The sequence below is a fragment of the Sphingomonas sp. ID1715 genome (genome assembly GCF_013044515.1).
Classification (GTDB): Bacteria; Pseudomonadota; Alphaproteobacteria; order Sphingomonadales; family Sphingomonadaceae; genus Sphingomonas_B.
This window is the reverse complement of the sequence record NZ_JABEPR010000002.1, coordinates 577,194-595,930: the sequence shown is the minus strand read 5'-3', so window position 1 is coordinate 595,930 and position 18,737 is coordinate 577,194. Positions and strand designations below refer to the sequence as shown.

The 18,737-nt window shown below is 66.5% G+C and carries 19 protein-coding genes; 9 read left to right on the top strand and 10 right to left on the bottom strand.

Going from position 1 to position 18,737, the window contains the following annotated elements:
* Positions 1-9: 9 nt before the first annotated feature.
* From HJG53_RS07850 to HJG53_RS07830, 5 genes are read right to left on the bottom strand one after another with little or no spacing between them, the layout of a single operon-like run.
* On the bottom strand, positions 10-1,278 hold the full coding sequence (locus tag HJG53_RS07850) for a pilus assembly protein CpaE (RefSeq protein ID WP_171129219.1): 1,269 nt from the start codon (positions 1,276-1,278) through the stop codon (positions 10-12).
* The gene (locus tag HJG53_RS07845; RefSeq protein WP_254447597.1) at positions 1,278-1,916 is read right to left on the bottom strand and encodes a CpaD family pilus assembly protein; all 639 of its coding nucleotides are present in this window, start codon (positions 1,914-1,916) and stop codon (positions 1,278-1,280) included. The genes HJG53_RS07850 and HJG53_RS07845 overlap by 1 nt, the downstream gene beginning before the upstream one ends.
* Positions 1,916-3,565, bottom strand: coding sequence for a type II and III secretion system protein family protein (locus HJG53_RS07840; RefSeq protein ID WP_171129217.1), 1,650 nt, complete (start codon positions 3,563-3,565; stop codon positions 1,916-1,918). Before HJG53_RS07840 ends, HJG53_RS07845 begins: the two co-directional genes overlap by 1 nt.
* Before the next feature lies 1 nt (position 3,566).
* Positions 3,567-4,574 (bottom strand): Flp pilus assembly protein CpaB, encoded by a 1,008-nt coding sequence (cpaB, locus tag HJG53_RS07835; RefSeq protein ID WP_171129215.1) that lies wholly within the window; start codon positions 4,572-4,574, stop codon positions 3,567-3,569.
* Positions 4,575-4,618: 44 nt separating this feature from the next.
* Complete coding sequence (locus tag HJG53_RS07830) at positions 4,619-5,080, bottom strand: prepilin peptidase (protein ID WP_171129213.1); 462 nt, start codon at positions 5,078-5,080, stop codon at positions 4,619-4,621.
* Between the two features lie 47 nt (positions 5,081-5,127).
* On the opposite strand from HJG53_RS07830, the gene HJG53_RS07825 reads away from it, so the two are divergent.
* The gene (locus tag HJG53_RS07825) at positions 5,128-6,066 is read left to right on the top strand and encodes an alpha/beta fold hydrolase (protein ID WP_171129211.1); all 939 of its coding nucleotides are present in this window, start codon (positions 5,128-5,130) and stop codon (positions 6,064-6,066) included.
* Entirely contained in the window at positions 6,063-7,148 is a 1,086-nt protein-coding gene (locus tag HJG53_RS07820; RefSeq protein WP_171129209.1) for an FAD-binding oxidoreductase, read from the top strand. The genes HJG53_RS07825 and HJG53_RS07820 overlap by 4 nt, the downstream gene beginning before the upstream one ends.
* A gap of 10 nt (positions 7,149-7,158) precedes the next feature.
* On the opposite strand, the gene ruvX is transcribed toward HJG53_RS07820, so the two are convergent.
* Entirely contained in the window at positions 7,159-7,620 is a 462-nt protein-coding gene (gene ruvX, locus HJG53_RS07815) for a Holliday junction resolvase RuvX (protein WP_171129207.1), read from the bottom strand.
* Positions 7,617-8,792, bottom strand: coding sequence for a DUF3089 domain-containing protein (locus HJG53_RS07810; protein WP_171129205.1), 1,176 nt, complete (start codon positions 8,790-8,792; stop codon positions 7,617-7,619). Before HJG53_RS07810 ends, ruvX begins: the two co-directional genes overlap by 4 nt.
* 345 nt (positions 8,793-9,137) lie before the next feature.
* Between HJG53_RS07810 and HJG53_RS07805 the strand changes: the two genes are divergently transcribed.
* From HJG53_RS07805 to HJG53_RS07785, 5 genes are all read left to right on the top strand, one after another.
* The gene (locus HJG53_RS07805; RefSeq protein ID WP_217352683.1) at positions 9,138-9,524 is read left to right on the top strand and encodes a hypothetical protein; all 387 of its coding nucleotides are present in this window, start codon (positions 9,138-9,140) and stop codon (positions 9,522-9,524) included.
* A gap of 203 nt (positions 9,525-9,727) precedes the next feature.
* Positions 9,728-9,991: a hypothetical protein gene (locus HJG53_RS07800; protein WP_171129201.1), complete on the top strand. Its 264-nt coding sequence runs from the start codon at positions 9,728-9,730 to the stop codon at positions 9,989-9,991.
* A 54-nt stretch (positions 9,992-10,045) separates the two neighbouring features.
* On the top strand, positions 10,046-10,333 hold the full coding sequence (gene gatC, locus HJG53_RS07795) for an Asp-tRNA(Asn)/Glu-tRNA(Gln) amidotransferase subunit GatC (RefSeq protein ID WP_171129199.1): 288 nt from the start codon (positions 10,046-10,048) through the stop codon (positions 10,331-10,333).
* Positions 10,333-11,817 (top strand): Asp-tRNA(Asn)/Glu-tRNA(Gln) amidotransferase subunit GatA, encoded by a 1,485-nt coding sequence (gene gatA, locus HJG53_RS07790; protein ID WP_171129198.1) that lies wholly within the window; start codon positions 10,333-10,335, stop codon positions 11,815-11,817. The genes gatC and gatA overlap by 1 nt, the downstream gene beginning before the upstream one ends.
* The gene (locus tag HJG53_RS07785; protein WP_368039546.1) at positions 11,804-12,922 is read left to right on the top strand and encodes an acyltransferase family protein; all 1,119 of its coding nucleotides are present in this window, start codon (positions 11,804-11,806) and stop codon (positions 12,920-12,922) included. Before gatA ends, HJG53_RS07785 begins: the two co-directional genes overlap by 14 nt.
* A 19-nt stretch (positions 12,923-12,941) precedes the next feature.
* Here the strand turns inward: HJG53_RS07785 and HJG53_RS07780 are convergent, their stop codons facing one another.
* Entirely contained in the window at positions 12,942-13,715 is a 774-nt protein-coding gene (locus HJG53_RS07780) for a PEPxxWA-CTERM sorting domain-containing protein (RefSeq protein WP_171129194.1), read from the bottom strand.
* Between the two features lie 157 nt (positions 13,716-13,872).
* On the opposite strand from HJG53_RS07780, the gene HJG53_RS07775 reads away from it, so the two are divergent.
* Both HJG53_RS07775 and HJG53_RS07770 read left to right on the top strand, forming a co-directional pair.
* Positions 13,873-14,433 carry an ECF-type sigma factor gene (locus HJG53_RS07775; RefSeq protein WP_217352682.1) on the top strand — a complete coding sequence of 187 codons (561 nt, stop codon included), beginning with the start codon at positions 13,873-13,875 and terminating at the stop codon, positions 14,431-14,433.
* 24 nt (positions 14,434-14,457) lie between these two features.
* Positions 14,458-16,818: a serine/threonine-protein kinase gene (locus HJG53_RS07770; protein WP_171129192.1), complete on the top strand. Its 2,361-nt coding sequence runs from the start codon at positions 14,458-14,460 to the stop codon at positions 16,816-16,818.
* Here the strand turns inward: HJG53_RS07770 and msrB are convergent.
* On the bottom strand, positions 16,815-17,303 hold the full coding sequence (gene msrB / locus HJG53_RS07765) for a peptide-methionine (R)-S-oxide reductase MsrB (RefSeq protein WP_171129190.1): 489 nt from the start codon (positions 17,301-17,303) through the stop codon (positions 16,815-16,817). The two genes, HJG53_RS07770 and msrB, sit on opposite strands and share 4 nt — an antisense overlap.
* A 56-nt stretch (positions 17,304-17,359) precedes the next feature.
* Positions 17,360-18,592, bottom strand: a complete 1,233-nt coding sequence (locus tag HJG53_RS07760) for a cytochrome P450 (protein WP_171129188.1) — start codon at positions 18,590-18,592, stop codon at positions 17,360-17,362.
* Between the last annotated feature and the right edge of the window lie 145 nt (positions 18,593-18,737).

Sequence of the window (18,737 nt, the reverse complement as noted above, 5' to 3'; positions counted from 1 at the left end):
GCGCGCCCCTTACTTCTTGGGCTTCGGAAGCTTCAGCTTGAATTCGCCGAGTTTGCCCAGCAGCGACTTGCCCGAGCCCTGGGAAGACGTCGCCTCATCGCCGGCCGCCGCAACCAGGCGGTCGGACAGCGCCTGCAGCGCCTGGCCAAGCTTGCCGCCCTTGCCGGCCTCCGCAATCGGCTTACCCAGCTTGGCCGCCTGCGCGGCGAGTTTCTGGTCGAGCGGCAGGATGAAGTCGATCTTGCGTTCGATCGAGTCTTCGAAATCCTTGCGGCTGAGCTCTGTCGCACCGGCCGTGGCGACGCGATTGGCGACCAGCAGGACCGAAGCCTGCGGCGCATGCGTCTTGAACCAGGACAGGAAGCGGATGCAGTCGCGCGCGGCCGCCAGCGTGATCTCGGTGACGAGCACGACGGTGTTCGCGTCCTGCACCAGCATCGGGTGCTGGACCAGCATGTGCCGCGGCAGGTCGATCACCGTGCATTCGAAGGCAGCGCGAATCTCTTCCTGCAGCTGATAGAAGGCGGAGCCGTCGGTCATCAGCGGCTGGTTGATCGGCGCCTCGGCCGACAGCACCGCGAGCTTCTCGTTCACGCGCACCAGCGCGCGCTCGATGAACAGACCGTCGATGCGACTCGGATTCTCGATCGCGTCGGTCAGCCCGCGACCGGGCTCAAGGTCGAGCGCGAGCGCATCGGTTCCGAAATGCACGTCGAGGTCGACGAGGGCCGTCGAGCGCTTGTCCTTGTCGCCGAACAGCCAGGCCAGTGACGCTGCGACAGTAGAGGCGCCGGCGCCGCCGCGAGAGCCGATCACCGCGGTCATCAGATGCGGTCGCTCGACGCTCGGCTCGAAGCTCTTGGGCGTGCTGAACACCGTCTGCGCCTGCGCGAAGGCGTCGCGCAGCTGTTCCGGATGGAACGGCTTGAGCAGGTAATCCTGAATGCCGCTCCCGATCAGGTCGCGGTAAAGCCGGACGTCGTTGATGAGGCCGGTGGCGATCACGACGGTGCCGGGTTCGCATACCTCGGCGAGCGCGTTGATCTCGTTCAGCGGATCACTGGTCTCCGACAGGTCGACGAGCAGGATGTTGGGACTGGCCGAGACCGCCAGGTTCTGCACGGCCGCGCGCAGGCCGCCGCGAAGGACCTTTTCGGGCGACCAGCCCATTTCGACTGCAATCGGACGGATCGCGTCGGCGGCGCTGTCGTCGCAGACATAGGCGACGAAGGGGTCGCGCAGGGCTGCCGAGCGGGTGGGGCTCCAGGGTGCGTTCATTATTTTCCAACCTTGGACGTGGATTCGGCCTTGATGCCGCGGGTGCCGGTGGGCGGCGCGGTGCGGTAGGCGTCGATCGCCTTGCTCGACACGGCGGGGTCGACGGCGATGCCGTCGTCGCGGCCGCGGATCAGGTCCATCGGATCGGCGACCATGGCGGCCAGCGCCGCATTGTTCGCGCAGCCATAATTCGACATGGTCGAGCCGACGAAGTCGGGTGCCGACGGACGGCTCCAGTCGGGGCAGCCGGGCACGGAAGCGCTCGAGCGACTGACGATGACCCGAACCGAGCCCGGCGTTATCTGGCCGGCGGTGACGGGCGCCGTGCCTGACACGCTCATGCCGCGCCGGGCGAGCAGCTCCGCGACATCGCCGCGGGCGGTGCCGGCGGGGCCGTCGATCGCGACGCGGTCGCCATAGGCCAGGCCGATCGAGCGGAACCAGCCGTCCAGCCGCTCCTGCTCGCCCAGGGCAAGGCCATCGCCCGCGGTGGCCAAGTCGATCACATAATCGGTTCGCTGCACGATCGGCTGGTGCACCGATTCCATGCCGCGGTTGACGGTGCCGCAGGCGGCGAGCGCCAGCGGCAGGGCGATCAGCGAAATCTGTTTCAGCGCCATCATGCTCTCCGCACGCATCACTTGATCGAGAAGCCCGGGGCGGGAACCGCCGCGGCACTCTTGGTGGGCTTGTCGGCCTTGGACGGCAGCACGGCCTGCGCCTGTGGCTGCCCCGTCACCTGCGTCTGCGGCGGCGCCAGCGTCGGCGTCGGCCGCGCCTGGCCGCTTTCGCCGCTGAAACTGTGCCCCAAGAAGACGCGCGAGGCGTCGGTCGCCGCCTTGTAGCCGTCGGTCGGCAGCGGCAGCGTGCCGGAGGTCGGCTTCACCAGATACGGCGTGATGATGATCACCAGCTCAGTCTCGCTGCGGCGGAACTTGCTGGAGCGGAACAGCGCGCCCAGCACGGGCACGTCGCCGAGCCCCGGCGCCTTGTCGATCTGGTTGAAATGCTTGTTCTGCAGCAGCCCACCGATCATGAAGCTCTGACCGGAGCCGAGTTCCACCGTCGTTTCCGCGCGGCGGGTCGAAAAGCCCGGCACCTGGAAGCCGCTGATCGTGATCGCGCCCTGAGTGCTCAGCTCCGACACCTCCGGCCGCACCCGCATCGAGATGCGGCCATCGGCCAGCACTGTCGGGGTGAAGGCAAGGCTGACGCCATATTGCTTATATTCGATGCCGATCGTGCCGAGGCCCTGCGCCAGCGGGATCGGGATTTCGCCACCGGCCAGGAAGCTGGCCGTTTCGCCCGAGAGGGCGGTCAGGTTCGGATTGGCGAGGGTGGTGACGAGGCCCTGCGTCTCGGCAAGGTCGATCGCGGACGCCACGTCGATGCCGAACAGCTTGCCGGCGAGCGACAGCGCGGTCTTGCCGGCGCCCTGGCCGAGATTGTTGAAGTTGAACGCGGTGCCGCTGGCCGGATTGATGAACTGGCCCGTGGACGGATTGAACGGCAGGCTTATCGAGCCTGCCGGCAGGCCGAAAAGCTGCGACGCGTCGAGCTTCGGGAAGACCGACGCGTCGAAGTTGCCGATCGAACCGAAGTTGCGCCCTTGGGCGATGCCGAACAGAAAGCCGCCGGTCTGGTCGCGCGTCAACAGGTTGACGCCGATCTCCTTGACTAGGTCGCGACTGACTTCGGCGATGCGGACCTGCAGGTTGACCTGCAGCGGCGTCGCCATGCGCAGCCGGTTGATCACGCCCATCTTCAGCTGGGCGTTGGGGTCGCTGATGTTGACGCCGGGATTGAGCGCGGTGAGCACGAGCCGCTCGGCGGCCGCGCTATCCTCGGGCGAGCCGATCGTGCCGGTGATGACCGCCAGCTGGCCCGCCGTCGTGACGTTCACATCCGCGCCCGGAAAGGCGAGTCGCAGCATCTTGTCGAGCGACGTGATGTTCTGGTTGACGCGGACGTTGGTGGCATAAACGACCTGGCCGGAGGCGGTGGTCGCGAACACCGTCGCTTCGCCATTTTCCTTGCCGAACAGGTGGATCTGCCGCGGGTTGCTGACATAGACGTCGGCAACCTTGTCGTTGGACGTCCACACATTGGCCACGTTGGCGGGCAGCGTGATCAGTTGGCCCTGGCCGACAGACAGCAGCACTTCGTTGGTCGGGCGCTGGGTGCCGGCCGGCAGCGCCGCGACGCGGGCGGGCTTCGCGGCCAGCGCCGGGCAACCGGCGCAGACGGCGGCCGCGGAGGCCAGCGCCAGAACGATCTTCTTTCGCATCTTAACGACCCCCTACGGGAACTTCGACGACCACATTGCCGCGCGCGACGCGGACCACGGGTCCGGATGAGAAGCCGGGCACGGGCGCAGCCGGCGCGCCGGCCGCGGGGGCGGCGGGAGCAGCGGAAGGCGCCATGCCGGGCACGGTGCGGCGGGCAAAGCGCGAGACGTCGCCGCCGGTGACGAAAGTGGTGTCACTGTCGATCGGCCGCGACGCGACGGCGAGCAGCATCTGGCGCTCCGCCTTCGGGTCCTTGCCGTCGCCGACCGTGACTTCGCCGGCAGCGATCGCCCGTTCAAGCTCGGCATTGTTGTCGGCGATAGAACGCAGCGAGAGGGATAGCTGACCCAGCGACTGGGCAAGCGCGATCTTCTCGGCGATGCGCGGCGTCGCCTCGAGCGTGACGGTCGAGAAGGTGGTGACTTCGGTCTTGCCATCCTTGGTCTGCGCTTCGGTACGCTGGTCGGTCGCGAGCACGCGGATGTTGCGGACGAAGGTCTCGGCGGTCTTGAGCGCCGGGCCGCCGTCGCGGCCTTCGACGGCCTGGGTGAGCACCAGGTCGATGCGATCGCCCGGGAAGACGAAGCCGCCGACGCCGCTCTTGGCATCGACCGGCACGGTCACGGCACGCATGCCCGGCCCGAGCGCGGCGGCGAGGAAGCCGCGGTCGCCCGGCTTCACCAGCGCGCCCTGCGGGATCGGCTGGCCGGCGGCGATATTGTAGCGGACGACGGTGCCCGGCTGCGGCGGCGTCTGCTCGCCTTGCACGTAATAAGCTTCCTGGATCAGCTCCTTGGGCCAGGGCTGATAGCGAAAGCTGTCCTGCTGTAGGATGGTGCCCACGGGCAGGGCGCGCGTTGCGACCAGCACCTGCGGGCCGCTCGGCTGCGGCGCAGAGGCAGCAACGGCCGGCGTACCGCCCGTGTTGAACAGGCTGCGCGCCATGACGGCCGTGACCGCGGCCACGACCAGCGCCCCCACCAGCAAGACGATCTTTCTTACATCCACGTCAGATCACTCCCGATCCGGACCTTGCGGCCCATCCGCAGCTATCAGGCAAACTGGTTAAGATAGCGTTCGCCAATCACCCAAAGACCCGCACAGGCGATGGCCACGCCGTACGGAATTTCCGGCATCGTCTTGAGCTTGCGTAAGCGGTGCACCGCGACGAAGCCGAGCGTGAGCAGTCCGCCCAGCAGCGACATGCCGATGAGCAGCTTGACCACCGAATAAAGCGGCAGCCACAAAGCGAGCGCCGCCAGCAACTTGACGTCGCCGCCGCCCATCCAGCCCATCGCGAACATGAAGGCGAACAGCCCGAACACGCAGGCGGCGAGCGCGAGCTGCAACGCCATGTCCGGCCAGAAGGACAGGCCGGTGGCCCACCAATAAGCGGGCGCGAGCAGCGCGATCAGCAGGTTGAGGCCATTCGCGATGGTCCGCGAGCGCAGGTCCGTCCCGGCTGCAACGAGCAGCAACAGCGCCAGGATTGCGAGCAGGGCATGACCAGCCATGCCAGACTGTCTAGACGCCGAACCTTGCTTAACCGTAACCAGCCACCATGATCTTTAACAGGCGAGCGGTGCCGGAGGGCGCGACCATCTCCAGCTGGACCGCGGCGGACGGTTGGCCGCATCGAACATTTGAGTGGCAAGGCGGGGACGGCCGGGGCTCGATCCTCTTCCTTGGGGGGCGTGGCGATATCTTCGAAAAATATTTCGAGGCGTTCGACCATTGGCATCGCGCCGGTTGGAATGTGGCGAGTTTCGACTGGCGGGGGCAGGGCGGATCGGGCCGGCTCTCGTCCGACCCGATGTGCGGCCACGCGGCGCGGTTCGCACCCTGGATCGACGATCTGGCGCAGTTCTTCGCAGAATGGAGCGCGCGCACGCCCGGGCCGCGCATCGTGATCGCGCATTCGATGGGCGGCCATCTGACCCTTTGGGCACTTTCCGAACGCCGGATCGATCCCGACGCGGCTGTGCTGGTTGCGCCGATGCTCGGGCTGAAGAGCGCGCCTTTCGGTGCGCGCGTCGCGGCGCGAGTCGCCGCGCTGATGTGCCGAGTCGGCAAGCCGGAGCGACTGGCCTGGAAGGCGAACGAAAGGCCCGGCGTGCCGATTCGGGGGCGGCTGGCGCTGCTGACGCACGATGCCGACCGCTATGAGGACGAACTCTGGTGGAAGGCGCAGAAGCCCGAGATCGCCGTCGGACCGCCCAGCTGGGCTTGGGTCGCGGAGGCCTATCGCTCCACCCTTGCCCTGGAGGAGCGGGGGCGACTGGAACATGTCGCAACGCCGATCCTGATCCTGGCCGCCGAACGCGACCGGCTGGTCGATTACGCTGCCATTCGCCGTGCAGCGGTCCGGCTACCCGATGCGCGGCTGCGCAGTTGGGGACCTGAGTCGGCGCACGAAATCCTGCGCGAAGCGGATCCGGTGCGCGATGCCGCTTTGGCAGAGATCGACCGGTTCCTCGCCGATCGCGCGCCGCCAGCATGAGCCGCTACGACGTCGCGATCATCGGCGCGGGAATAGCGGGAGCAAGTCTCGCCGCCGAACTGGCGCCCCACGCTTCGGTGCTGATCCTCGAAGCGGAGGATCAGCCCGGCTATCACGCAACGGGCCGCTCCGCCGCCTTCTGGTCGGAAACCTATGGCGGGCCGCTGATCCAGCCACTGACCTCCGCTTCGAGTCCGTGGCTGCAGCGGCATGGCCTGCTGTCTCCTCGGGGCGAGCTCCATCTCGCCCGCGCGGAAGAGCGTACCGACATCGACCGCTTTCTGGCCGAGTTCGAGGGACGCGTGCGGATGGAGCGTTGGTCCACCGCCCAGGTCCGCAACTGGCTGCCCGATCTGTCCGATGCGTTCGTCGAAGCGCTGTGGATTCCGACTTGTACGGACATCGACGTCGCCGGGGCGCACCAGGTCTTTCTCAAGACTGCTCGTCAGGCGGGCGCCGAACTGCGCTGCCATGCGCCCCTGGAGCAGGCGGAGCGCCTTGCGGCGGGCTGGCGCCTGCGTGCCGGCGGCGAGTCGTTCGAGGCCGGCATTCTCGTGTCGGCGGCGGGTGCCTGGGCTGATCGCGTCGCCGCGCTGGCGGGCGTGCCGCCGGTCGGCATTCAGCCCTATCGCCGCACGGTCGTTCAGCTGGAGGTCGACCCGCCCGCGCCGGCCGACCTGCCCCTCGTCATGGCGATGGACGGGAGTTTCTATTTCAAGCCAGAGGCGGGCGGGCGCTTGTGGCTCAGCCCGCATGACGAGACGCCCGACCTGCCCGGTGACGTCGCCGCCGACGAACTGGACGTGGCGATCGCCATCGACCGGTTCGAGCAGGCAACCCGCTGGCCGGTCCGCCGGGTCGAGCGGCGCTGGGCGGGGCTGCGCTCCTTCGCGCCCGACCGGCTGCCGGTCTATGGCTATGATCCGGCCGAGCCGCGCTTCTTCTGGTGCGCGGGCCAGGGCGGCTTCGGCATCCAGACCGCGCCGGCCGCGGCACGCATGGCTGCTAATTTGCTGCTCGGGCGGCCCGTGGAGGAGATCGACCCCGCGCCTTACTTACCTGGCCGGTTCCGCAACGCCTGAAGAGAGGGGCCTAGCCCATCATCAGCGCGTCGATGGCGCCCTGCAGAATGTACGCCGCGGCCATCTTGTCGACCAGTTCGGCGCGTCGGGCACGGCTCGTATCGGCATCAAGCAAGGTGCGGGTGACCGCTTGGGTCGACCAGCGTTCGTCCCAAAGCAGGATCGGCACACCCGACGACTCCATGTTCCGGGCAAAGGCGCGGACCGATTGGGTGCGCGGGGAATCGGTTCCGTCGAGATTGAGCGGCAGTCCGATGACGAGCCCCTTCACCGCCTGCGCGGCGATCAGCCGATCCAGCGCCGCCTTGTCAGCGCCGAACTTGGTGCGCCGGATCAGCTCCGCAGGGCTCGCGATCGACCAGCCGGCATCACACAGCGCGGTGCCGATCGTCTTGGTGCCGACATCGAGGCCGAGCAGCCGTCCGCCCATCGGCAGGGCGGCGCGGAAATCGACCGTAAGGCTGGTGATCATCTCCCTTTGCTCCCCGGCGCAGGCCGGGGCCCATTCTCGAGCCGCTGGGCCCCGGCCTTCGCCGGGGAACGGGCAAATCCCGCGAGCCTTCTCGCGGCATCCGCGCGCACATTCGCCCAGAACAGGCTGATGTCGAAGACATGATAATTGTTGCCGGGCAGCACATACGGGCCGAGCGCCGGCGGCTGGCCGATCAGCAGGATGCCGCGATCGGCGCAGCGGGCAGGCACTGCGCCCGGCCGCAGCTCTGCGGTTGAGAAATCCCCGCTCGGGAAGAGCGTGCCGAGATTGGCCTCCGCCGGTGCTTCGCCATTTTGCGTGCCTGTGATCGGATTGACGCAGAGAAAGGGTGTGTTTTCGCGTGGCTGGCCATCGAAGCCGATGGTCGCATCATAGGTGTCGATGATCAGCTTGGGATCGGCCGGCTCAGCAAAGCTTTGCCATGACAGGATGCATCCCGGCTGGTCGGGCGCCGTGCAGGGTGGGAGGCCGAGCGCGGCCATGTCGGTGGTCAGCGAAATCGGCCAGCCGACAACATAGGCGGCGACCACACGGCGGGCGAGCGGCGTGCCCGCGACATGCTCGCGGAGCAGGCGAGTCAGGTGCAACGCGCCCTGGCTATGCCCGGCCAGGAAGATCGGCCGGTCCTTCGGCAGCTGCCGCACGAACTCGTCGAAGGCGAGTTCTACGTCGCGATAGGCGAGGTCCAGCGCCTTGTTGGCGTCCTCAGCCGTGGTGAGGAACGCGCCGAAGGTCGCCTGCCGGTATTTCGGCGCCCAGATCTCCGCAACCTCGTTGAAGGCGCTCGCCTGACCACGGATGAAGAGCCGCGCGCGATCATTCGCCTCCGCATTGTCGAGCGGCATGTTCCAGGCGGAGCGGTCGAGGAAGCTGGTCGGGTGGATGAAGAACAGGGCGGCGGGTGGCTTCGGATTGGGCCGATACCCTTCCGGTACCCAGAGCGCCGGATCGTTCGCGCTGTTCGGCGGCCGCGAATACCACATGCGCGGATCGGCATACGCCGTTCTCGGCTGCGGCGGCTCGGCCTTGAAGGCGATCTGAGGCGTAAAGCGCCAAGCAACCAGCCGCGCTCCCCACAGCTGCCACGCGATGCCGGCACCCAGTACCAGCACGATCAGCCCGGCGACAATGTACAGGAATTTGCGATCCACAAAGGCTCCACGCGCCCGTGACATTCCAGCCCGAGCCAAGTCGCTGGAAGCACTGCCCCGCGCGACCGGTAAAGGAAAGGGCGCATCGGTTCGGACTGCGAGCGGAACACACCTATGGGACTAGTTCGAGTGGGGTCGGCCCGGTTCGCGTCAATCGAATAGAACGAGATGAGATCGACAAAAGGTCATACCGCCGCCCAGATGCAACGGTCGGAAAGGTGGCATTGGATGTCACACTCAGCCACAGATCGTGGGACTTTTCCGCAGTCGGTTTCGTCCGGAGTCGGTCGTGATCATCAGACCTAGGCAGGAGGTTAACGGAGGCTCTTACCTAATTAAGCGGCCATGATGGAGAGATCGATGGATAGGCCAACGCAATTCAATCCTAATCCGTACATTCCTAAAACGATCGGTGAGCTTCGTGACCATGTGATCTCGCTCGTTCTCAATGCGCCAAAGTTTGAGTACGACTTCGCACCGTGGCTAAATATCGATACAGATTTCTTCGCCCTAAAGTCTGGACTTGAGCGCCTTAGATCGAAGCTGGGAGATGAGACGTGCGAGCGTCTGATGAAGCTGGCAGACGAGGCAAAGACGCATTTTGCCGCCGATCCGGAGGACTCGAATGGCGGAGCGGACATCGGAAGGGAACTCCTAGTACAGATGGACGATATTATCGCTCAGTCTCGGTCGCGCCGGCGAAATGTCGCCTCGACCGGCCACATAGGATAAGGTCCCGCTCCTAATCATTCGACCGGGGCAGGAGTTTTCCGCTGGCTTGATCGTTATCACTGCGGGGAAGGCGCATGACTGATCAGTCTTTTCCTGTTGGATCAATACCTTATTACGTTCCGAAGACCTTTAGTGAGATCGTTGATCATCTAACGTGAATGGTAGGTAGCGCACCGCGCTTTGTTCATGACTGGGCGCCTTGGTTGAACATCGATACCGAATTCGCTGCTGTCGAAGAGGCGCTTGAGCTCAATCGAGCCAAGCTCAAGCCGAAGGACCTGGCGCAGCTGATGGAGCTTTCTGCGAGGGCAAAGGCGTTGTTCCTCGCCGACCCAGAAGACACTAATGGCAAGACGAGCGAAGGGTTGGGGCTGCTGTGGGACATGGTGGACATCCTCGACGCAGCTCGGCGTCGGCGGGTGGTAAAGGGCGTGCCTGACGAAGAAGGCGAGGTCACCGGCGACTAGGCCCGGCTTCCGCCCGCCTTGCCCCTGCGCGCACCCGATGCTAGCCGCGCGGCCATGTCCGTCGACCTTTCCACCGTGAAGAAAGTCGCCGGCCTCGCCCGCATCGCGATCAGCGACGATGAGGCCGAGGCTTTGGTGCCCGAGCTCAACAATATCCTGGGCTGGATCGAGCAACTGCAGGAGGTCGACACCTCGTCCGTCCAGCCGATGACGGCGGTTATCCCGAACAAGCTGCGGTTGCGCGACGATGTGGTGACCGAAGGCGATATCCGCGATCGCGTGTTGGCCAACGCGCCGCAGGCCGAACATGGCTTCTTCGCCGTGCCGAAGGTGATTGAATAGTGGCGCAGCTGACCGACCTGACCGTCGCCGAACTGCGCGACGGTTTTCGCGCCGGTGACTTCTCCGCGCGGGAGGCGGCAGAGGCCTTCAATGCCGCCGTGGCCGGCGCCAAGACGCTGAACGCCTTCCTGGTCGAGACTCCCGACCATGCGCTCGCCGCTGCAGATGCCGCCGACCGCGCCCGGGCGGCGGGCGAGGAGGCCAAGCCGCTCGCGGGCGTGCCATTGGGGATCAAGGACCTGTTCTGCACCGAAGGCGTCGAGACCACGGCGGCCTCACATATTTTGGGCGGCTTCAAGCCGACCTATGAGTCGACCATTACCGCCAAGCTGTGGGCGGCGGGCGCGGGCATGCTCGGCAAGCTGAACATGGACCAGTTTGCCATGGGCTCGTCCAACGAGACGAGCGCGTTCGGCAATGTGATCTCGCCGTGGCGGCGAAGCGACGGCGGCAATGCCCCGCTTGCGCCCGGCGGCTCCTCCGGCGGCAGCTCGGCGGCGGTGGCGGCACGGATCGCGCCCGCGGCGACCGGGACCGATACCGGCGGCTCGATCCGTCAGCCGGCGGCATTCACCGGCATTTCGGGCATCAAGCCGACCTATGGCCGCTGCTCGCGCTGGGGCGTGGTCGCCTTCGCGTCGTCGCTCGACCAGGCCGGGCCGATGGCGCGCACGGTGCGTGATTGCGCGATCATGCTAGAGGCAATGAGCGGCTTCGATCCGAAGGATGCGACCTCGCTCGATATGCCAGTGCCCGCCTGGGAACAGGGCCTGTCGCCGGACCTCAAGGGCAAACGCATCGGCATTCCCAAGGAATATCGGGTCGACAATATGCCCGCCGAGATCGATGCGCTGTGGCAGCAGGGTATCGCATGGATGAGGGATGCCGGCGCCGAGATCGTCGACGTCTCGCTGCCCCACACCCGCTATGCGCTGCCGGCCTATTACATCATCGCCCCGGCCGAGGCGTCATCGAACCTCGCCCGCTATGACGGCGTGCGCTACGGTTTGCGCGAGCTGCCGGAAGGCGCCGGCCTGCAGGACATGTATGCCGCGACCCGCGCTGCCGGCTTCGGCGCGGAGGTGAAGCGCCGGCTGATGATCGGCACTTATGTGCTCTCCGCCGGCTTTTACGACGCCTATTACAACCAGGCGCAAAAGGTCCGCGCCCTGATTGCGCGCGACTTCGATCAGGCATGGGAGCAGTGCGACCTGCTGCTGACGCCAACCGCGCCCTCCGCTGCCTTTGCGCTCGGCGAGAAGTCGGCGGACCCGCTCGCCATGTATCTGAACGACGTCTTCACCGTGCCGTCGTCGCTGGCGGGCCTCCCCGCCATGTCGGTGCCGGCTGGCCTCGATGCGCAGGGACTGCCGCTTGGCCTGCAGATCATCGGCAAGGCGTTCGACGAGCAGGGAGTGCTGAACGCCGGGCTGGCACTCGAGCAGCGCGCGGGCTTCACCGCTCGTCCCGATCGCTGGTGGTAGGCTGACGCAGACCCACCGCTTCGCCGCGCTCGATGCCCTGCGCGGGCTGTGCGCGGTTGCGGTGGCGCTGTTTCATTTCCGCACCGAGGGGGTGCTGACCAACCTCGCGCCGATCCGCCGCGGCTGGATGTTCGTCGACTTCTTCTTCGTGCTGAGCGGCTTCGTGATTGCGCACGCCTATTGGGAGCGCGTCGGGCGCGGCCTGTCGCCCTGGCGCTTTCTCGGCCTGAGACTGGGCCGCATCTATCCGCTGCACGTCGCGGTGCTGCTGCTGATGCTGGCGGCGGAGCTTGGATTGGCTATTTTCGGCGGCGCGCGAGATGCTTTTTCCTCCGGCCGCTCGCTCGGCGACCTTGCCGCCTCCTTGCTGATGCTCCACGCCAGCGGCCTCACCGACCGGCTGGTTTGGAACGGCCCGAGCTGGAGCATCGCGGCCGAGTTCTGGGCCTATGTTGCCTTCGCCGCGCTGGCGCTGACCCGGCGCGTCTGGCCATTCGCGCTGCTGGGGCTGGGCGCGGGCCTCGCCATGCTCGCCATCCACCCGGACCTATATGAGGCGAGCTTCGATCTCGGCGTGGTGCGCTGCATCTACGGCTTTGCGCTGGGCGTGCTGGTCTGGCGCCTGCGGTCGGAACCGGCGTGGCGTCCGCCCGTGTGGCTGGCGACCGTTGCCGAGTTGCTCTACGTTGCCGCGATTATCGGCTTCACGGCGCTGGTCTGGGGCGGTGCGCGCACGCTCGTCGCGCCCATCCTGTTCGCCGGCGTCGTTTATGTGTTCGCCGAGGATGCAGGGATGGTCAGCCGTGTTCTGAAGATGCGTCCCTTGCCCCTGCTGGGCATGCTCTCCTACGGCATCTATATGGTGCACCCATTCGTGCAGGCGCGCCTGATGGAAGTGCTCGCAAAACTCGGTCTTGCGCGAACCGGGACGCCGGACGAGCTGACCGCCCAAGGCTGGACCGCCGACGCGATCACGCTCACGATGCTGGCGCTGGTCGTCGCGGCAGCGGCGATTGTCTATCGCATGATTGAGGCGCCGGCCCGTGCCTTCACGCGCCGGCGCCTAAGAAGCTCAGATCAGGGCGACGAAGTGGCCGCGTGGTAGAGCAGCCGCCTCGCCACCGTCAGGCGAGCACTATCCGTCTGCTCCGCCGGCGCGCCGTCGCCCCGGCCAGCGCGAAGCCGGCGATCATCAGCGTCCAGCTGGCCGGCTCCGGAACCGCCGGCGGTGGCGGAGGCGGTGGTGGAAGCGGCTCGTCGGAGATACCCGCGTAGATCACCTGGGCCTGGCTGTAATTGTAAAAGCCGAATCGGCCGTCGGAGAAGGTGCCGTTGACATCGAACTGAAGCACGTTGTCGACGAAAACCTTCACGTTGCTGGCGGTGAACTGGATGTCGAAGGTGTAGGTCTGGAAATCCACCCAGGCGGTGGAACCGAGCGTCGCGCCGCGCGCCAGCTCGGTGACGCCATCGGCGGGGTTGTGCCACCAGGCGCCGGAACTGTTCGCAAGGCCCGAAGTGACTCGCGAGAGCGCCAGGCCCTTCTTCGCGGTCCCCCCGAACGAGCCCTGATCGATCTGCTTCCAGTCGACGAGCAGGAAATCGCTCGTCGCCGCGCTCAGTTCGCCCGGTTTGAAGCCGAGCACGAAGCCGAAGAAATCATCGTCCGAAGATGAGTTAACCTTCACCGTTCCCGACAGGCGCGTGCCCTGAGCGGCGAAGTCGCTGTAGAAGACCGTAGGATTTCCGTTCAGCGTCTGCGTGACCGAATTGTTGTCGGCCGCCCGTACCCAGTTGCCGGGACCTTCGGCGGTCCAGGTCGACAGATTGGTGGGCGCTGCCACTGCCATTCCGTTGGCGCTGAAGGCGACCAGTGCGCCGAAAACAAGCCTTTGCATGAATATCACCCCTGTTGCGCGGCTTTCACGAGCCGCTGAAAGTAAAGGCGACAAAGCAACGGATCACGGTTCACCGGAGCGCGGAAATAATCCGCATGTCCCGTTGTGGCACGGGCGGACGGTTGCGCCCTCGCCACAAGTTGCGCACACATGGTGCGTGCTGGCGGCGGAGACCTCGGACGACGCGGGCCTTTTGCTCGCCTCCTGGCGTGCGGGCGATCTCGCCGCGCGTGACCGGCTTTTCGTGCTTTTCTATCCCGAGTTGAAGCGCGCCGCCGCGGCGATGGTGCGTCGGGAGCCGGGGCTGTCGATGTCCACGGGCGACCTGATCCACGAAGCGGCCGCTCGCCTGATCGGTCTGAAGCAGATCGCCTGGAATGATCGGGCGCATTTTATGGCACTGTCCGCGCGGATGATGCGCCGCGCCCTGCTCGACCATGTCCGCAATCGGCGGCGCCTCAAGCGTGAGCACCAGAAGGTCGAGCTGTCCACTCGGCTTTCCGAAGAGCCGAATGTCGAGCTGGAGGAACTAAACGCCGCGCTCGACCGGCTAGCGACCATCGATCCGGAGCGGGCGGACATCGTCGAGATGCGCTACTTCGCCGGCATGGACATTGCCGACATCGCCGCCGTGCTGAACCTGTCGGAATCGACGGTCAAGCGGCGCTGGACGGCGGCACGATTATGGCTGCTGGAGGCATTGTCGCAGCAGGGTTGAGCAAATGCCTGAGGGGGGACGGGCATGGACATGGAGTTGGAAGCGCGCGCACTGACGATGCTCGACGAAGCGCTCGAACAGCCGGCGAGCCAGCGTGAGCGCTGGTTGGCCGATCGATGCGGCGAGGATGCGGCTTTGCAGCGACGGGTAGCCGCAATGCTTCGGATGGAGGAGGCACCTTCGATCCGCACGGGGACGGCGCCCCTGCTCGCCGTCGACGAAGAACTGCCGGATCGGATCGGCGCCTATCGAATCACCGGGCTGATCGGCCAAGGCGGCATGGGCGCCGTCTATCGCGGCGAGCGGGCGGCTGGCGACTTCGAGCATGTCGCCGCGGTCAAGCTGATCCGGCCAGGCGCGCTTTCCGAGGAATTGGTCGAGCGCTTTCGCCGCGAGCGCCAGACGCTGGCCCGCTTGGCGCATCCGCATATCGCGCGGCTGTACGACGGCGGCGAGACCGGGACGGGACAACCCTATCTCGTCATGGAATGTGTCGACGGGCAACCGCTCGGTGCGTGGCTCGATCAGGAACGTCCGGCAACAGGCCAGCGCCTCGACCTGTTCCGCAAGGTGTGCACCGCGGTCGCCTATGCCCATCGTAACCTGATCATCCACCGCGACCTGACCCCCGCCAATATCCTGGTCGACAAGGGCGGTGAGCCGAAGCTGATCGACTTCGGCATCGCGCGACCGGCGGATGAGCAGGGCGGCGACGCGCCGGCGCAGACCGCCACGCCGGGCTTCGCGCCGCCCGAGCGGCTGGCTGGCGCGCCGGCGACGACGTTGACCGACATCTTCGCGCTCGGACGTCTTCTCGATCTGCTCATTGGCAACGAGCGTGACGCCGACCTCGTCGCAATCGTCGCCAGGGCCAGCGCGACTGATCCGGGTAGGCGCTATGCCACGGTCGAAGGACTGATCGACGATCTCGATCGTTATCTTGACGGTCGCCCGGTCGAAGCGCGCGGCGGCGGCGCTATCTACCGGACGCGTCGCTTCGTCCGGCGGCACCGGCTGCCGGTCGCCGCCGCCTCCTTCGCGCTCCTGCTGCTGATCGGGGCACTGCTGGTAACGACGATCGCCAATCGCCGCGCCCAGCTGGCGCGCCAGGAGACGGAGCGACGGTTCGGCCAGACCAGGGCAATCGCAAACACGCTGCTGTTCCCCGCCTTTGACGAAGTGCGCAAGGCGTCGGGTGGCACGCGCGCTCAGGTGCTGCTGGCTGAGACCGGGCTTCGCTACCTCGACGCGCTCGCCGCCGACGCGTCCGCTCCGTTCGACGTACGGCTGGAGGTCGGTCGCGGCTACACCCGGCTGGCGCAAGTGATCGGCGGTGGCGACGGCGCGCAGCTGGGCAAGCTGACCGACGGCAACCGGCTGCTTACGCGGGCCGAAGCGCTCCTCACCCAAACGCGCGCCGAGCGCCCGGACAGCGGCGCCGCGCGCCGCGCCTTCGCGCAGCTGCGGCTGGAGCAGGCCGCGATCAACATGACCGCAAACAACAGGCCGGCGCTTGCGCTTACCCAAGCCAGGGAAGCCGAGGCCTTGTTGCGCCCGGATGCGCGAGCCAGTGCAGCCGGCGCGCGGGACTATGCGGCGGCGCTCCAGGCGCGCGGCGAGGCGCTGGGCTGGGCAAACGACTATGCCGCCGCGAAACCTGAGCATCTGAAGGCGGAAGGCTTCATCGCGTCGCTGCCGCAAGCGTGGCGCGACGCGCCGCCGCTGATGCAGGTCCGGGCGGCCAACCTGCGGCTGCTTGGCGAGAGCTATCACAAGCTGAAGGACAAGGACGCGGCGCAGCACACGCTCGACCGCGCGGTCGAGGCGAACCGCGCGATTTTGGCCAAGGGGGGTGACGATCCGCTGGCGCAGCGCCGGCTGATCCAGGCGCTCTGGTATCGCGCAGTGGTTCATCGGACCAACTATCGAGACGCCCTGGCGGCCGAGTCGATCGGGGAGGCGCTGCAGCGGGCGCGCGGGTTGCGGGATCGCGATCCCAGCGATGCCGGCGCGCTTCGACTGTTCGCTCTAGTCGGCGAGGTCCAGGCGCAGGTATTCGGCGACGTCGGGCGCCACGCGGACAGCGAGCGGATCGGCGATGAAGTGATCGCCGCCCATCGTCGGCTGGTCTCACTGGCCGGTGACCCCGCCGGCGCGCGACGCAGCTTGGCGCAGGCGCTCAGGACGAGTGGCGGCAATTTCTACAATGCCAAGGCCTATGCAAAGGCCTGCGCTCGCTGGCGCGAAGCGCTCGACATCTTCGAGGACGCCGAACGGCGCGGCGAATTGCTTGAGCGTGACCGCACCAACTCCATGCCCGAGATGCAGCGCTTTCTCGCCAAGGGCTGCAACCCGCCGCGGCCGGGTCTGGAGGGCGAGTTTTAGGCCCGCCCCGGCACGAAGCGCAGCGCCAGGCCGTTGATGCAGTGTCGCTTGCCGGTCGGTCTGGGCCCATCGTCGAAGACGTGGCCCAGATGCCCGCCGCAGCGGCGGCAATGTTCCTCGACCCGCTCGAAGCCGAGCTTGCGATCGGTTGAGGTGGCGGTGCCGCCCGGGATCGCCGCCCAGAAGCTCGGCCAGCCGGTGCCGCTGTCGAACTTGGTTTTGGATGAAAAGACCGGCTGGGCGCAGCCGGCGCAGACGAAGGTGCCGGCGCGATGCTCCTTCAGCAACGGGCTGGTGCCCGGCCGCTCGGTATCCTCTTCGCGCAACACGGCATACACGTCGGGCCTGAGCCGCTTGCGCCATTCCGCCGCGCTCAGCCGAAAGCGCGGATCGGCGGCGGGCGCAGCGGCCTTGGCGCCCTGGCCGAGCCAGGCCAGGCCTGCCGCGGCGGCGCTGGAGAAAAGAAGCAAGCGACGGTCGATCATCTGGTTTCCCGCTTTATCTGTCTGTCGGCAGATACGTGGGCGCGGCCATTTCGGCTTCAATATTTGCTGATCTGGACAGGCATTTTGCGATAGCCGTTCACGAAGCAGGCGCTGACCCGCACCGGCTCTTCCATCACATTCACCCGCATCCGCCGCTTGGCCATTTCCTCAAGCAGCACCTGAATTTGCAATTCGGCGAGCCGCGCGCCGACACAGCGATGAATGCCATAGCCGAAGGCCAGATGCCGCCGCGCATTCTCGCGATCGACGATCAATTTGTCGGCATTGGGGAAGACGCTCTCGTCGCGATTGGCCGAGATGTACCAGAGCGCCAGCTTGTCGCCGGCGCGGATCTTCTGTCCCTCGAGCTCGGTGTCCTCCGTCGCGGTGCGGCGCATATGAGCGAGCGGGGTCTGCCAGCGGATGATTTCCTGCACGGCGTTGGGGATCAGCGCCGGGTTCTGTTCCAGCTTCTCGCGCTGGTCAGGGAATTTATCGAGGCCGTAGACCGCGCCGGTCATCGAGTTGCGGGTGGTGTCGTTGCCGCCGACGATCAGCAGGATCAGGTTCCCGATGAACTCATTGTCGGGCATGTGCGACATCGCTTCCGAGTGCATCATCATAGAGATGAGGTCGGGCGTCGGCTCCTTGCCGATCTTCGAATCCCAAAGCTTCTTGAAATAGGTCATGCACTCGAACATGTGGCCGAGCCGTTCCTGCCGGGTCGCCTCGTTGTGGACGAGCTCGATATCGCCCGCCCAATCCGACCAGAAGGTCAGCTTGCGCCGGTCTTCCCATGGGAAGTCGAACAGGATGGCGAGCATCTGCGTGGTCAGCTCGATCGAGACCCGATCCACCCAGTCGAACGTCTCGTCCCAAGGCAGCGCGTCCAGGATTTCCTCGGTGCGGCGGCGAACGTCGCCCGACATGCGGACGATCTCGCTCGGCGTGAAGGCCGGTGCGACGGTGCGACGCTGGGCGGTGTGGACCGGCCGGTCGCGCGCGATGAACATCGGCATCGCATAATCGTCGGCCAGCCGGTCGGCGAGGGTGATGCCGCCCGCCTCCGACGAGAACAGCTCCGGCAGCGATTCGACATGGACGATCGGCTTGTAGGTCGAGATCGACCAATACGGGCCGAAGGAAGAATGCTCGGTATAATGGACCGGCGATTCCGCGCGGAGCCGGCGGAACGGCTCGTGCCACTTATGCTCGCGGTAGATCTCGGCCCGGCTGACATCCAGCGGGTCTGCGAACACCTCCGGCTGCGGCTGCGCGAGAGTGGCCATATCCTTCTCCTGACTCGGTTCTCTTTGGCGCGGAGAGTGCCATTACTGACATCCAAGTTAAAGAGGGTTTTCACCTGCAACTGATCTGGCGGGAACGGGCAGTCTCCCGCCGTGTTGTCTCGGCACAGAGACGAAAGGTCGTGAC

Coding starts and splice junctions, on each gene's coding strand:
- HJG53_RS07845 (WP_254447597.1), bottom strand. CDS start 1,916: ATGCGTGCGGAGAGCATGATGGCGCTGAAACAGATTTCGCTGATCGCC.
- HJG53_RS07780 (WP_171129194.1), bottom strand. CDS start 13,715: ATGCAAAGGCTTGTTTTCGGCGCACTGGTCGCCTTCAGCGCCAACGGA.
- HJG53_RS07820 (WP_171129209.1), top strand. CDS start 6,063: ATGAGCCGCTACGACGTCGCGATCATCGGCGCGGGAATAGCGGGAGCA.
- HJG53_RS07850 (WP_171129219.1), bottom strand. CDS start 1,278: ATGAACGCACCCTGGAGCCCCACCCGCTCGGCAGCCCTGCGCGACCCC.
- ruvX (WP_171129207.1), bottom strand. CDS start 7,620: ATGATCACCAGCCTTACGGTCGATTTCCGCGCCGCCCTGCCGATGGGC.
- HJG53_RS07840 (WP_171129217.1), bottom strand. CDS start 3,565: ATGCGAAAGAAGATCGTTCTGGCGCTGGCCTCCGCGGCCGCCGTCTGC.
- HJG53_RS07825 (WP_171129211.1), top strand. CDS start 5,128: ATGATCTTTAACAGGCGAGCGGTGCCGGAGGGCGCGACCATCTCCAGC.
- HJG53_RS07760 (WP_171129188.1), bottom strand. CDS start 18,592: ATGGCCACTCTCGCGCAGCCGCAGCCGGAGGTGTTCGCAGACCCGCTG.
- HJG53_RS07830 (WP_171129213.1), bottom strand. CDS start 5,080: ATGGCTGGTCATGCCCTGCTCGCAATCCTGGCGCTGTTGCTGCTCGTT.
- HJG53_RS07805 (WP_217352683.1), top strand. CDS start 9,138: ATGATGGAGAGATCGATGGATAGGCCAACGCAATTCAATCCTAATCCG.
- gatC (WP_171129199.1), top strand. CDS start 10,046: ATGTCCGTCGACCTTTCCACCGTGAAGAAAGTCGCCGGCCTCGCCCGC.
- msrB (WP_171129190.1), bottom strand. CDS start 17,303: ATGATCGACCGTCGCTTGCTTCTTTTCTCCAGCGCCGCCGCGGCAGGC.
- HJG53_RS07770 (WP_171129192.1), top strand. CDS start 14,458: ATGGACATGGAGTTGGAAGCGCGCGCACTGACGATGCTCGACGAAGCG.